At 75.7% G+C, this 13,488-nt stretch carries 12 protein-coding genes; 9 read left to right on the forward strand and 3 right to left on the reverse strand.

All coding sequences use genetic code 11. The annotated features are described in order from the left end of the window. Positions 1-76: 76 nt before the first annotated feature. From ET471_RS07075 to ET471_RS07085, 3 genes are read left to right on the forward strand one after another with little or no spacing between them, the layout of a single operon-like run. A complete protein-coding gene (locus ET471_RS07075; protein ID WP_129187232.1) occupies positions 77-271 on the forward strand; it encodes a DUF4244 domain-containing protein in 195 nt (64 codons plus the stop codon). A gap of 37 nt (positions 272-308) precedes the next feature. Then, positions 309-626 (forward strand): TadE family type IV pilus minor pilin, encoded by a 318-nt coding sequence (locus tag ET471_RS07080; protein WP_242496459.1) that lies wholly within the window; start codon positions 309-311, stop codon positions 624-626. Further along, positions 623-1,036 (forward strand): Rv3654c family TadE-like protein, encoded by a 414-nt coding sequence (locus tag ET471_RS07085; RefSeq protein WP_129187236.1) that lies wholly within the window; start codon positions 623-625, stop codon positions 1,034-1,036. The genes ET471_RS07080 and ET471_RS07085 overlap by 4 nt, the downstream gene beginning before the upstream one ends. A gap of 108 nt (positions 1,037-1,144) precedes the next feature. Here ET471_RS07085 and ET471_RS07090 read toward each other — a convergent pair whose 3' ends face one another. Next, positions 1,145-3,775 (reverse strand): DEAD/DEAH box helicase, encoded by a 2,631-nt coding sequence (locus ET471_RS07090; RefSeq protein ID WP_242496460.1) that lies wholly within the window; start codon positions 3,773-3,775, stop codon positions 1,145-1,147. A 63-nt stretch (positions 3,776-3,838) separates the two neighbouring features. Here ET471_RS07090 and ET471_RS07095 point away from each other — a divergent pair, with 63 nt between their 5' ends. Next, positions 3,839-4,486: an SRPBCC family protein gene (locus tag ET471_RS07095; protein ID WP_129187238.1), complete on the forward strand. Its 648-nt coding sequence runs from the start codon at positions 3,839-3,841 to the stop codon at positions 4,484-4,486. Positions 4,487-4,585: 99 nt separating this feature from the next. Here ET471_RS07095 and ET471_RS07100 read toward each other — a convergent pair whose 3' ends face one another. Next, positions 4,586-5,893: a M18 family aminopeptidase gene (locus ET471_RS07100; protein ID WP_129187240.1), complete on the reverse strand. Its 1,308-nt coding sequence runs from the start codon at positions 5,891-5,893 to the stop codon at positions 4,586-4,588. A gap of 244 nt (positions 5,894-6,137) precedes the next feature. Here ET471_RS07100 and ET471_RS07105 point away from each other — a divergent pair, with 244 nt between their 5' ends. Next, positions 6,138-8,453 carry a sodium-translocating pyrophosphatase gene (locus tag ET471_RS07105; RefSeq protein WP_129187242.1) on the forward strand — a complete coding sequence of 772 codons (2,316 nt, stop codon included), beginning with the start codon at positions 6,138-6,140 and terminating at the stop codon, positions 8,451-8,453. A gap of 99 nt (positions 8,454-8,552) precedes the next feature. Here ET471_RS07105 and ET471_RS07110 read toward each other — a convergent pair whose 3' ends face one another. Continuing rightward, a complete protein-coding gene (locus tag ET471_RS07110; protein WP_242496461.1) occupies positions 8,553-9,095 on the reverse strand; it encodes a DinB family protein in 543 nt (180 codons plus the stop codon). Positions 9,096-9,242: 147 nt separating this feature from the next. On the opposite strand from ET471_RS07110, the gene ET471_RS07115 reads away from it, so the two are divergent. From ET471_RS07115 to ET471_RS07130, 4 genes are all read left to right on the forward strand, one after another. After that, positions 9,243-10,160 carry a hypothetical protein gene (locus ET471_RS07115; RefSeq protein WP_129187246.1) on the forward strand — a complete coding sequence of 306 codons (918 nt, stop codon included), beginning with the start codon at positions 9,243-9,245 and terminating at the stop codon, positions 10,158-10,160. Positions 10,161-10,235: 75 nt separating this feature from the next. Then, the gene (locus ET471_RS17965; RefSeq protein WP_165350435.1) at positions 10,236-10,847 is read left to right on the forward strand and encodes a hypothetical protein; all 612 of its coding nucleotides are present in this window, start codon (positions 10,236-10,238) and stop codon (positions 10,845-10,847) included. Beyond that, positions 10,844-12,433 (forward strand): DUF7059 domain-containing protein, encoded by a 1,590-nt coding sequence (locus ET471_RS07125; protein WP_129187248.1) that lies wholly within the window; start codon positions 10,844-10,846, stop codon positions 12,431-12,433. The genes ET471_RS17965 and ET471_RS07125 overlap by 4 nt, the downstream gene beginning before the upstream one ends. A 184-nt stretch (positions 12,434-12,617) precedes the next feature. Continuing rightward, on the forward strand, positions 12,618-13,460 hold the full coding sequence (locus tag ET471_RS07130; protein WP_129187250.1) for a phosphatase PAP2 family protein: 843 nt from the start codon (positions 12,618-12,620) through the stop codon (positions 13,458-13,460). The last annotated feature ends 28 nt before the right edge of the window (positions 13,461-13,488 follow it).

Raw genomic sequence — 13,488 nt, forward strand, 5'->3', positions numbered from 1 at the left:
CGTCGGGCGCATCGCGGTGAGTGCCGCGGTGCAGGGGCGTCTCGACGAACGTCGGGCGCAGACGAGAGGGGTTGGCATGAGGCAGGAGCTGGTGCAGGAGACCGAGGCGTCGTCGCTCACCGACCACGAGGCCGGCATGGCGACGGCCGAGTACGCGATCGCGACGCTGGCCGCGGTCGGGCTGGCGGGGCTGCTGGTGGTGATCCTCAAGGGCGACATGGTCAAGGGACTGCTCGAGGGCATCATCCAGACCGCGCTGTCGGTGGTGTGACACCGCCATGACGACAGCGGCGAGGGAACGCGGCGCGGTGACGGCCGAGCTGGCCGTCGGGCTGCCGGTGGTCGTCCTGCTGCTCGTCGCGGTGCTCACCATCGCGGCCGCGTCCGGTGCGCAGCTCCGCGCGCTGGACGCGGCCCGTGCCGGAGCGCGCGGCGTGGCGATCGGCCAGGACGAGGGCGAGGTCCGCACGACGGTCGGCAAGGTGTGCGGCGACGGCTGCGGGGTGCGGCTGGAACGCGACGGCGAGTGGGTCGAGGTGGCGGTCTCGAAGCCGGTCGGCGGCGGGTGGTTCACCCACGTGCCGCTCCGGGCGACCGGCACGGCGACGGCGTGGGTGGAGCCGTGACGGCCGCGACCTCCGGTCAGGCGGCCAGCGGGAACCGCGACGCGGAACGCGGTGCGGGGACGGTGCTGCTCCTCGGGGTCGCCGCCGTCGTCCTCCTGGCCGGGCTGGCGCTGGCGGCGCTCGGCGCGGCGCAGCAGGCACGAGGGACCGCGCAGGCCGCGGCCGACCTCGGTGCCCTGGCGGCGGCGACGGCGCTCCGCGACGGCTTTGAGCCGTGCCCGACCGCGCGCGACGCCGTCGAACGCAACGGAGGGACGCTCGCGGGGTGCGTCGTCGAGGGGGCCGGGGTCGTCGACGTGACGGTCGCCCGGCCGACGGCGGGCCTGCCCGGCTGGGCCACCCGCGACGCCACCGCGACGGCCCGCGCAGGTCCGCGTCCCGAGCCAGATCGGGGAACGCCCGTCAGCTGAGCCTCCCCGTCGTGTCCGAGGCCAGGCGTCACAGCGTCCACAGGCCGCATCGTCGGTCGTGGGGAGACCGTCGACATCAGCCGCACCCTGCCCGCACGAACGGAGTCGTCATCGACCATGAGGGCGGCGAGCTGCGGCGGAGACGCGCCCGTCCTGGGGCGCGTGACTCAGCACCGTGTCGAGCAACGTGACGGCCGCGGCCTTGTCGAGGGGCGAGTTGTAGTTCCCGCACTTGGGGGACTGCACACACGCGGGGCAGCCGTGGTCGCAGGGGCAGGCGGCGATGGCGTCACGCGTCGCGCGCAGCCACGTGGCGCCCAGCTCGTAGCCGCGTTCGGCGAAGCCCGCCCCGCCGGGGTAGGCGTCGTAGACGAACACGGTCGCCTCGCCCGTGTCCGGGTGCAGGTCGGTGGAGACGCCGCCCAGGTCCCAGCGGTCGCACGTGGCGAGCAGGGGCAGCAGGCCGATCGACGCGTGCTCCGCGGCGTGCAGCGCACCAGGCACGACGTCGGGGTCCAGCCCCGCCGCGCGCAGCACGAACGCGGGGACGGACCACCACACCGCCGTCGTCGCGAGCGAACGCTCGGGCAGGTCGAGCGGCTCGGTGCCGAGCACCTGCAGGTCGGGCAGCCGGCGCCGCTCGAAGCTGATGACCTGGCTCGTGACCTCGACCGGGCCGAGGCCCCAGGTGACCGGACCCCAGGCCCGGGAGCGTCTCGTGTCGGCGAGGGGGCGGGTCACCGTGCTGCCACCGGACGGGCCTGCCCCGTTCGTCGCGGCGTCGGGGCCACGGCCAGGGCCGGTGCGGGGACCGGCTGCATGCGCGTCGTCGTCGGCCGGCAGCGCCGGGTGCGGTTCCTCGATCGCGATCGTCATCACCTCGCGCGACCACGTCCCGTGGTCGACGTCCCGTCGCACGACGAGCGCGACCCGGTCGGTGAGGTCCAGGTGGTCGACCACGAACGTCGTGCCCTGGTGCACGTACACCGCGCCGTCGTGCACCTGCCCGTCCGCGGACCCGGCGTCGACCGTGCCGAGAAGGCGTCCCGTGGTCGCCTCGACCACGCGGACGGGCCGCCCGCCGGAGCCGCGCAGGTCCGCGAGCGATGCCGCGGGCTGAGCGTGCGTCCAGTACCAGCCCGACGGCCGACGACGCAGCGCCCCGCCGTCGACGAGCTCGTCGAGCACCGCCCGCACGTGGTCCGGGTCGCCGAACCGGGCGAGGTCGTCCGCGCGCAGCGGCACCTCCTGCGCAGCGACGCACAGCTGGGGGGCGAGCACGTACCGGTTGGACGGGTCGAACACGGTCGCCTCGAGCGGGGCGTCGAACACCGCCTCCGGGTGGGTCACGAGGTAGGTGTCGAGCGGATCCTCGCGGGCGACGAACGCGACCAGCCCGTCGGCGCCTGCGCGCCCCGCCCGCCCGGCCTGCTGCCACAGCGACATGCGCGTGCCCGGCCAGCCGGCGATGAGCACGGCGTCCAGCCCGGAGATGTCGACGCCGAGCTCGAGCGCGTTCGTCGTCGCCAGGCCCAGCAGCGCCCCCGTGCGGATCGCCTGCTCCAGCTCGCGACGCTCCTCCGGCAGGTACCCGCCCCGGTAGGCGGCGATCCGCCGGGACAGGTCCGTCGACACCGGCCGCAGGTGGTCCCGCGTCGCCTGCGCCACCGACTCCGCGCCACGCCGCGACCGCGTGAACGCGAGGGTCCGCGCCCCGGCCGCGGCCAGGTCGGCGAGCAGGTCGGCCACCTCGGCCGTCGCGGACCGTCGCGGGTGCTCGCCCGCGCCGTCGGTGGTGACGACGGCGGTCTGCTCGGTCTCCTCGTGCGCGGCGTCGAGCGGGTCGGGCAGCGCCCACGGGTCCTCGGCGTCGGGGTCGGCCCGCGTGAACGCGAAGGACGCGATCTCCGGCGGCTGCCACAGCGCCACCGTCCGGCGTCCCGACGGCGACGCGTCGTCGGTGACCGCCTCGACGTCGTCGGGACCGACGCCGAGCAGGCGGGCGGCGCTCGCGGCGGGCTCGGCCGACGTGGCGCTCGCGACGACGAAGGTGAGGGAGCCGCCGCGGTGGTGCTCCACGAGCCGGGTCAGCCGCCGCAGCACCAGCGACACGTGCGCCCCGAACACCCCGCGGTACGTGTGCCCCTCGTCGACGACGACGTACCGCAGCGCCCGCAGGAACCGCGACCACCGCCGGTGGTTCGGCAGCAGCGAGAAGTGCAGGAAGTCGGGGTTGGTGAGGACGACGTCGGCGTAGTCCTGCACCCAGCGCCGCTCGTCCGTGGGGGTGTCGCCGTCGCACGTGGTCACCCGCAGCGTGCGTCCGGCGTCGGACGGCATCGCCGCGAGCACGCGCTCGAGCGCGGCGAGCTGGTCCGCCGCGAGCGCCTTGGTGGGGGACAGGTAGAGCACGGTGCCGCGCTGCTGCGCCGGCAGGGTCCGCCCGACGGCGGTGAGGCCGGGGAGCCAGAACGCGAGCGACTTGCCGGACCCGGTGGACGTCGCGAGGGCGACGTGCCGTCCGGACCATGCGGCGGAGGCGGCGTCGGCCTGGTGCACCCAGGGTCGCGCGACGCCGAGCGTCTGGTATCCCGCGACCAGGGCGGGGTCGGCCCACGCGGGCCAGTCCGCGGTCACGCCCTCGCGGGCGGGGAGCGTCCGCACGTGGGTCAGCCGGTCCGCCCGCGCACCGCCCGCGAGGAGCACGTCGAGCAGCGGGTGGGGGGCGTCGTCGGACACGGGGCCATCCTCGCAGGACCACCGACCCTGGTGGAGTGTCCGATCGTCGGACACGATCGGGGGATGGCTCGCACCTCTCAGACCTGCCCGGTCCGCCGGAGCGTACGCGCCCTCGTCGTCGCGGGCGTCGTCGTCGGGGCCGCGCTGCTCACGCGGCGCATGACCCAGACGTGGGGCACCCTGGCCGGTGAGGCCGACACCGCCCTGCCGGGGGACGACCTGCTGCCGGACGCTCGGGTGGTCGCCACGCGGGGCATCGGCGTCGACGCCCCGCCGCGCGACGTGTGGCCCTGGCTCGTGCAGCTGGGTTACTGCCGCGGGGGCTTCTACTCCTACGACGCGCTCGAGCGGATGATCGGCCTCGACATCCACAGCGCGGACACCGTCGAGGACCGCTGGCAGGACCTCGCCGTCGGCGACCCGGTGCTGCTCGCCGACGGTGTCGTGCTCCAGGTGGCGGACCTCGAGCAGGACCGGCATCTGGTGCTCCGGGGGTCCGACGAGCTCCCGGGCGCGGGTGCGGCGCCCTACGACTTCACGTGGTCGTTCGTGCTTCGTCGCGTCGGCACGGGCACCCGCCTGCTGGTCCGCGAGCGGTATGTGCCGCACGGGCCAGGATCACGCGCGCTCGTCGAGGCGGTGCAGCCGGTCAGCTTCCTGATGACGCAGCGGATGCTGCGCGGTGTTCGCGATCGCGCCGAGCGGCGCTGACACGGGGCACCGCGCACACGGACCGGTGCTGACACCGGCTGCGTCCGCGCCCCGGTGCGCGCGGCGGTCCGGCACCTGGGGTGCCGGTCAAGGGGCGCGTCAGGCCCGGTCCGCGGCGTCCGCTGCCCGCAGCACCGCCGCCATCGCCCGTGACAGGTACCAGGGGTCGACGACGGCGGTCAGCTCGCGCGCCGAGTGCATCGACAGGATCGGGACCCCGACGTCGACGGTCCGGATCCCGAGGCGGGTCGCGGTGATGGGCCCGATGGTCGAGCCGCAGGGGATCGCGTTGTTGGACACGAACTCCTGGGAGGGCACGCCCGCCGCGGCGCAGGCGGCGGCCCAGCGGGCGGCCCCGTGCGCGTCGGTCGAGTAGCGCTGGTTGGCGTTGATCTTGAGGATCGGGCCGCCGCCGACGCGCGGCTGGTTGGCGGGGTCGTGCCGCTCGGGGTAGTTGGGGTGCACGCCGTGGCCGACGTCGGAGGAGACGTGGAAGGATGCGGCGAACGCCCGCCCGCGCTCGTCGGCCGTGGCGCCGAGCGCCGCGCAGACGCGCGTGAGCACGTCCTGCAGGAGCGGCCCGGCGGCCCCGGAGCGCGACTCGGACCCGATCTCCTCGTGGTCGAACGCGGCGACGACGGCGATCGTCCCGGTCGGCGTGCCGAGGGACAGCAGCGCGGTGAGCGCCGCGTGCGTCGAGAGCAGGTTGTCCAGCCGTCCGGAGGCCCAGAGCGCCCCGCCCGCCCCGAACGCCCGCGGTGCCTGCGTGTCTGCGACGACGACGTCGTACCCGCCGATGGCCGCCGGGTCGACGCCGGCGGGCGCGAGCGCGGCGAGCAGGTCGGCGTCGTCGACCGAGCCCAGCCCCCACACGGGCTGCGTGTGGCGCTGCTTGTCGAGCGTGAGGCCGTCGTTGGCCGACCGGTCGAGGTGGATCGCGAGCTGCGGCAGCCGCAGCAGCGGCCCGGTGCGCACCAGGTGCTCGGTGCCGTCGAGCAGCACGAGCCGCCCGGCGAGCTCGAGCTCACGGTCGAGCCACGAGTTGAGCAGCGGCCCGCCGTACACCTCGACGCCCGCCTGCCAGAAGCCGTGGCCGCCCGTCGTCGGGCGCGGCTTGAGCTTGAAGCCGGGGGAGTCGGTGTGCGTGCCGAGGATCGTGAACGGCGTCGTCGCCGCGGCGTCGTCGGGGAGCGCGAACGCCACCGCCGACCCGTCGCGGACGACGACGTAGCGGCCGCCCGGCACCACGGGCCAGGCATCGGTCTCCGCCAACGTCGTGAACCCCGCCGCGACGGCCCGGCGGGCGATCTCCGCGGCGGCGTGGAACGACGACGGCGACGCCTGGACGAACACCCCCAGGTCCTCGGTGTGGGCTCGGGCCTCGGCGGGGACGGGGGTGCTGGGCATGCCTGCAGTCTTGCACCCGGTCGTGGCGACGGTCAGCCCGCTGCGGGACCGTGAGGTCCTCGGCCTGCCGCGCGCCCCCTCTCCTCGCCCATCCAACGCTCGGGCGCCGGGAATGGTTGGGTGGGACGGTCAGGGGGCCCTCGTGACGACCGTCACATTGTGGGTACACTCCCCGCATCCCGCCGTCAACGGCGCCGGCGGGGCCTTTCCCGCCTCAGCCACGGGGCGTCGTCAAGGAGGACGGATGCTTGAGCTCGGAACCGGGAGCATCGCGATCGTCGCGGTGATCGCCGTGATCGCGCTGGCCGCGCTGGCCTGCGCCTTTGTGCTGCGGCGGCAGGTTCTCGCCGCCGACGAGGGCACGCCCTCGATGCGGGAGATCGCCAAGGCGGTGCAGGAGGGCGCGGCCGCCTACCTCAACCGTCAGTTCCGCACCCTGGCCCTGTTCGCGGTGGTCGTGTTCGCGCTGCTGTTCCTGCTGCCGGGCGACGGCGGCGTGCGGCTCGGGCGCTCGATCGCCTTCCTCGTCGGCGCGGCCTTCTCCGCCGCGATCGGCTACCTGGGCATGTGGCTGGCGGTGCGGGCCAACGTGCGCGTCGCGGCGGCGGCCGCGCAGCGCGGCGGGCGCAACGAGGGCGCGCGCATCGCGTTCCGCACGGGCGGCGTCGTCGGCATGTCCGTGGTGGGCCTGGGCCTGCTGGGCGCCGCGCTGGTGGTGCTCGTGTACCGCGAGAACGCGCCCGTCGTGCTGGAGGGCTTCGGCTTCGGCGCCGCGCTGCTCGCCATGTTCATGCGTGTCGGCGGCGGCATCTTCACCAAGGCGGCCGACGTCGGCGCCGACCTCGTGGGCAAGGTCGAGAAGGGCATCCCCGAGGACGACCCGCGCAACGCCGCCACCATCGCCGACAACGTGGGCGACAACGTCGGCGACTGCGCCGGCATGGCCGCGGACCTCTTCGAGTCCTACGCCGTGACCCTCGTCGCCGCGCTCATCCTTGGCAAGGCCGCGATGGGCGAGCGGGGCATGGTGTTCCCGCTCATGGTCACCGCGATCGGCGCGTTCGTCGCCCTGCTGGGCGTGCTCGTCACGCGCGTGCGCGGCAACGAGAACGGCCTCAAGGCGATCAACCGCGGCTTCTACCTCTCGGCCGCCGCCGGCGCGGTGCTCTCGGCGATCGCGGCCTACGTCTACCTGCCGGGGTCGTTCGACCAGCTCAACGGCACCGCCGAGCTGGGCGAGATGAACGCGATCTCCGCAGACCCGCGCCTCGACGCGGCCCTCGCCGTCGTCATCGGCGTCGTGCTCGCGGGCGTGATCCTGTGGATCACGGGCTACTTCACGGGCACGACGTCGAAGCCGACGCTGCACGTGGCGGCCACGTCCCGGACCGGTGCGGCCACCGTGGTGCTCTCGGGCATCGGCGTGGGCTTCGAGTCGGCCGTGTACACCGCGGGCATCATCGCGGCGGCGATCTGCGCGGCGTTCCTGCTCGCGGGCGGCTCGGTGTGGCTCGCGCTGTTCCTCATCGCGCTGGCGGGCTGCGGCCTGCTGACGACCGTGGGCGTCATCGTCGCCATGGACACCTTCGGGCCCGTGTCCGACAACGCGCAGGGCATCGCCGAGATGTCCGGCGACGTCGACGAGGAGGGCGCCAAGGCCCTCACCGACCTCGACGCCGTCGGCAACACCACGAAGGCCATCACCAAGGGCATCGCCATCGCGACGGCGGTGCTCGCCGCGACCGCGCTCTTCGGCTCGTACGCCGACGCCGTGGAGCGCGCGCTGGGCGAGGTCGGCCACCGCGGCAGCGGCCTGGTCAACGCCATGCTGAGCTTCGAGATCATCTCGCCCGTCACGCTCGTCGGCGTCATCCTGGGCGCGGCGACGGTGTTCCTGTTCAGCGGTCTCGCGGTCGACGCCGTGACGCGCGCCGCGGGCGCGATCGTCTACGAGGTGCGCCGCCAGTTCCGCGAGCACCCCGGGATCATGACGTACGAGGAGCGGCCCGAGTACGGCAAGGTCGTCGACATCTGCACCCGGGACTCGCTGCGCGAGCTCGCCACCCCCGGCCTGCTCGCGGCCTTCGCGCCCATCGCCGTCGGTTTCGGCCTCGGCGTCGGGCCGCTCGCCGGGTTCCTCGCCGGCGCCATCGGCGCGGGCGTCCTCATGGCGATCTTCCTGGCCAACTCGGGCGGCGCCTGGGACAACGCGAAGAAGATCGTCGAGGACGGCGCGCACGGCGGCAAGGGTTCCGAGGCGCACGCCGCGACCGTCATCGGCGACACCGTCGGCGACCCGTTCAAGGACACCGCGGGCCCCGCGATCAACCCGCTCATCAAGGTCATGAACCTGGTCGCGGTGCTCATCGCACCCGCCGTCGTCGCCATGTCCGTCCCCGACGACGCCAACCACTGGCTGCGCATCGGCCTGGCCTGCGTGGCCGCGGCCATCGCGTTCGGCGCGGTCATCGCGAGCCGCCTGCGCGCGGCCCGCGCCGACCAGGAGTCCGTCGCGGCCGCCGAGGCGGAGGCCGAGGCCGCGGCAGCCCTGCGCGGCTGACCCTGCACGCGACGAAGCCCGGGGCGTGGTGAGCCCCGGGCTTCGTCGTCTGAACGGGTCTGGTCTGAACGGGTGGTCTGGGGTCGCGCGGGTGCGGCCTCAGAGGCCGGTGCGGCCGTCGATGCACTCGCGCAGCAGGTCCACGTGGCCCATGTGACGGGCGTACTCCTCGACCATGTGGATGAGGATGTCGCGCACCTCGACGGTGCCGTCCTGGTAGGGGACCTCCCGGTCCATGTCGAGCGACCAGAACACGTCGTCGGACGCGTCGACCGCCTGGTGCCACTCACCCCAGGCCTCGGTCACGCACGCGTCCGTGGGCAGCGCGGCGTCGAAGTCGTGGTCCGGCACGCCCGGCAGCTCGAACGGCCCCGGCGTCTGCTGCCCGTTCAGCACCCGCTGGAACCAGTGGTGCTCGACGTCGGCGAGGTGCCGCACGATCCCCAGCAGCGACAGCGACGACGGCGGCACCGAGCGGCGGGCGAGCTGCGCGGAGTCGAGACCCTCGCACTTCATCACCAAGGTCATCCGGTAGCGGCACAGGTACTCCCACACCGTCTCCTTCTCGCCCACGGGCTCGGCGCCGGTGGTGCGAGGGTCGTGCTCAGGGTCGACCCACAGGCCAGTCGTCACGGACGTCACGCGCGGAGAATCGCGCCTCGAGCCCCTCCGGTCAAGCAGGCGGCCACGAGTAGGGGACTTCATCCGCAGCCGGTGGCCGCGCTACCCTTCCCGGCCATGAGTGGAACTGCGACGTCGCCCGCGTCCGGGGGGCGTACGCGTCGCAGCGTGCGACGGCCTCAGGCGTCGCAGTGGACCCCCGTGTCGGACCCCGCGGACGACGCCGCGACCAGCGTGGATGCAGCCCGACCCGCGCCCGCGCCGGGCGGGCCGTTCTCGTTCCGCGACTTCCTGGGACCGGTGCGAGCGGGCTCGCCGAGCGAGCCCGCAGCCGTCTCCCCAGCCGCCATGGCAGGTGCGCCGGCTCTCGGACGTGCGGACGCCGTCGCGCCGTTCGGGGCGGCGTCCGACTCGCCCTTCCCGACGACGGTGGAAGCGCCTCCGGAACGCCCCGCCGCCTCGCTGCCCGACGCGCCGCAGCAGCGGCCCGCCTCCCCGTTCCGTCCCGTGTCGGCCTCGCCCTTCGGCCCGGTGCCCGGCGCCCCTGCCGCCGACGCACCCGGTCCGGAACCGGCCCCCTCCGCGCCGAAGCGCGCCCCCCGGCGTCGCCTCGCCGTCCCGCGCCTGCTGGACCGCCGTCTCGCCCTGGTCGCGGCCGTCGTCGTCGGCCTGGCCGCGGGTGTCGGCGCGAACGCGGTCAGCGGCCTGGTGCGGGAGGCCGGGGCCACGTCCGACGTGCCCCCGCCCACGCCGCAGCAGTGCGCGGCCATCCAGGCCGCCTGGACCAACGCGGCCGCGAGCCAGGTGGGCATGACGGCGGACGACCCTGCCTCCCTGCGCACCGGCTTCCTGGGCGCGCGCGACGCGCTCGACGGCGTCGTCGCACCGTCCGGAGCGGCCGCGGACTGGGACCTCGTCGCGACCTACCTGGGCACGGTGGCCGCGGCGGTCGAGCCCGTCGACCCGGCCGACGGCGCAGCGGTCACCGCGGCCGTCGGCACGGCGCTCGCGGGCCTGGACACGCCGGCCGTGACGGCCGCGTCCGCCCGCGTGACCGCGTACCTCAAGAGCGGGTGCACGGGCTGAGGCGCCCGTGCCGCGACGCGACGTCGCGGCGCTCACGATTACCGCCTCCGGCCTCCCGTGAGTCACGATGGAGACGTGCCGTCCGTCCAGCCGACCCCGCCCCGCCGCCGCGCCCGCGCGCGCCTCGCGGCCGCGACGGCACTGACCGCCGCGCTGCTCGCCGGCTGCAGCGGGCCGTTCGGCGCGGCCGACTCCGAGCCGTCGGTGGCCCCCGCGCCCGAGGCGACGTCCGTCGTCGTCGCGCCCGACGCCGTGGTCCCCGAGTCGGACGGCGGCAGCGTCGAGGCGCCGGCTTCGCCGTCCCCCGAGGAGTCCGAGCCGGCCGAGCCGCCCGCCGGGTCCGAGGTGACCGGCGAGTGCTCCGCGCTCCAGGCCGCGTGGAGCGCGACCAACCAGGCGCTCGTGAACCTCAGCCCCGACCACCCCCGCGCGTTCGTCGACAGCTTCCGCGTCGCGGCCGAGTCGATGGCGAGCGTGACGGCGCCCGACGCCGTCGCCGACGACTGGGCGGCCATGGCCGACTACCTCTCGCGCGTCAACGCGGCGTTCGCGGACGTCGACGTGACCGACGCCGCCGCCGTCCAGACGGCGCTCGCCGGCGCGGTCTCCGCCGAGGACCTCCAGCGCGCGACGACGGCCCAGAGCCGGATCACCGTGTTCGTCTCGGCCGACTGCCAGGCCGGATGAGCACCCCCGCCCCGGCCGCGTCCGACGCCGCGCTCGCCGCGCTGCGCGGCGACCTCGCCGCCGCCTCCTTCACCGTCGACGGCGTCGCCGACCTCTTCGGGGACCTCGCCACGCAGGCCCTGTACCGCGAGCAGGCGGTACCCGCCCGGCGGGCCGTCGAGGCCGCCGTCGGCGGCAGCGCCCCGGCCGGCTGGGACCCGCGTGCCACGCTCGCGCGCCTCTTCCTGCTCGGCGGGCAGGTGCCGCGCGCCGCGCTCGACGCCGCCCTCCCGGCCACCGGGACCGACGGGCTGCTGCGGGCCGGGCTCGCCGTCGCGGCCGGCGCGGGCGACGACGACGCCGTGCGCGCCGCCGTCGACCTCGCGCCCTACACCGCGACGGACGCCTCCGGCGACGTGTCGTGGTGGCTCGCGTCCGACCTCGGCGAGCTCGCCCGCGGCGGCGCCATCGCCACCGACCACGTGCTCGGCGCGGGCGGGGCGTCGCTGACGCTCGCCCAGGTGACCATGCGTGACCCGGTGGGCCGGGTGCTGGACCTCGGGACGGGCTGCGGCATCCAGGCGCTGCACGCGCACCGGCACGCGGGCAGCGTCGTCGGGACGGACATCTCCGCGCGGGCGCTCGCGTTCGCGCGCCTCAACGCGGGCCTCAACCTCGGCGACTCCGGCGCCTTCGACCTGCGGCTCGGGTCGATGCTGGAGCCGGTCGCGGGGGAGCGGTTCGACCTCGTCGTGAGCAACCCGCCCTTCGTCATCACGCCGCACTCCGGCGCCGCGGGCCGTGCGGTGCACGACGCGCTCGGCGACTTCGAGTACCGCGACGGCGGCCGCGCGGGCGACGACCTGGTGCGCGACCTCGTCACGCACGTCGGCGCGGTCCTCGCCCCCGGTGGCACCGCGCAGCTCCTGGGCAACTGGGAGCACCGCCGCGGCGAGCCGTGGCAGGACCGCGTGGGGGCCTGGCTCGACGCGAGCGGCCTCGACGGCTGGGTCATCCAGCGCGAGCTGCTCGACCCGGCCGAGTACGCCGAGACGTGGATCCGCGACGGCGGCACCACCCCGGACCGCGACCCGGCCGGCTGGGCGGCCGCCTACGGGGCGTGGCTGGACGACTTCGCCTCGCGCGACGTCGAGGCGATCGGCTTCGGCATCGTCACGCTGCGGCGTCCCGAGGGCGCCGCGACGCTGCGCCGCACCGAGGAGCACACGGGCTCCGTCCGCCAGCCGCTCGGCGCGCACCTCGCCGCCTCGCTCGCGGCGCACGCCTGGCTCGCCGCCCGCTCCGACGCCGACCTGCTCGACGCCCACCTCGAGGTCGCGCCCGACGTCACCGAGGAGCGGTACCTCACGCCCGGCATGCCCGACCCCAACGTCGTCGTCATCCGGCAGGGCGACGGGCTCGGTCGCGGCGTGCACGCCTCGACGGCGCTCGCCGCGCTGGTCGGTGCGTGCGACGGCGAGCTCGCGGTCGGGCAGATCGCCGGGGCGATCGCGGCGCTCTTCGACGTCGACGCCGCGGCGGTGCGGGCGGAACTGCTGCCCGCCGTGCGCGGCCTGGTGCGCGACGGGTTCCTGCGCCCGGCCTGACGGCGACCCGGCGCGCTCGCCGTCGCACCCGGTCCCCGCGCGCCCTCTCGCCGCGCGCCCCGACCCTCACGGTCACGGACCCCTCACATCGCACCGCTACCGTGGACGCCATGATCGACGCCCCCGGACCGCGCCGCAGGTCTCCGCGCCCGCGACGGCAGGTGCGCCCCGCACCGCGCCGCGCGTGGTCGCGGCGCTCTTCGCGCTGGTCGCCGCCGCGGGCGTCCACCTCACGTGGCGCGTCTTCGTCGCCGGGGAGACGGGTCAGCGGGTCGACGACCTCGCGCGCCTCGGCGCCCAGCACGGCCAGCACCGCCTGTGGTCGCTCGCCGAGCCGCTGCTCGACGTCGTCTCCGTCTCGTTCGTGGTGCTGGGCATCCTGACCGCGATGACGATCTGCCTGGTGCGGCGCCGCTGGGTGCTCGCGGCCCAGGTCGCCGTGCTGGTCGCGGGGTCCAACGCGACGACCCAGCTGCTCAAGTACGCCGTCTACGACCGGCCCCACCTGCTGCCGGGCTGGACCGGCCACAACTCCCTCCCGTCGGGCCACACGACGGTGGCCGCGTCCGTCGCGGTCGCGCTCCTGGTCGCCGTGCCGCGCGCGTGGCGCCCCGTCGTCGCCGTGCTCGGCGCCGCGTGGACGGCCGCCACGGGCGTCTCGACGCTCATCGGCCAGTGGCACCGCCCCTCCGACGTCGTCGCGGCCGTGCTGGTCGTGGCCGTGTGGGGTGCGGCCGTCTGCGCGCTGGGATCGCGCTCGACGCTCGACGAGCCCGTGCGGCCCGGGGACACCCAGGCGACGCCGGGCTCGTACGCGACCGCCGGGCTCCTGGCCCTCGGCGGGCTGGCCGCCGCGTCCGTCGCCGGCGTCGCGCTCGTCGACCTGGGCACGGGCGTGCGGAACGTACCCTTCGAGGGGGACGTCACCGCGTACGCGGGCGGCGTCGCCGGCGTCGTCGCGGCGACGGCGCTCGTCTTCGCGGCCCTGCTGCTCGTACGGCAGGCGACGTCGCGACCGCGCCACTGAGGCAGGTACCCGCCGCCGCGGGTAAGGT

This window comes from Xylanimonas protaetiae (assembly GCF_004135385.1).
Lineage (GTDB): Bacteria > Actinomycetota > Actinomycetes > Actinomycetales > Cellulomonadaceae > Xylanimonas > Xylanimonas protaetiae.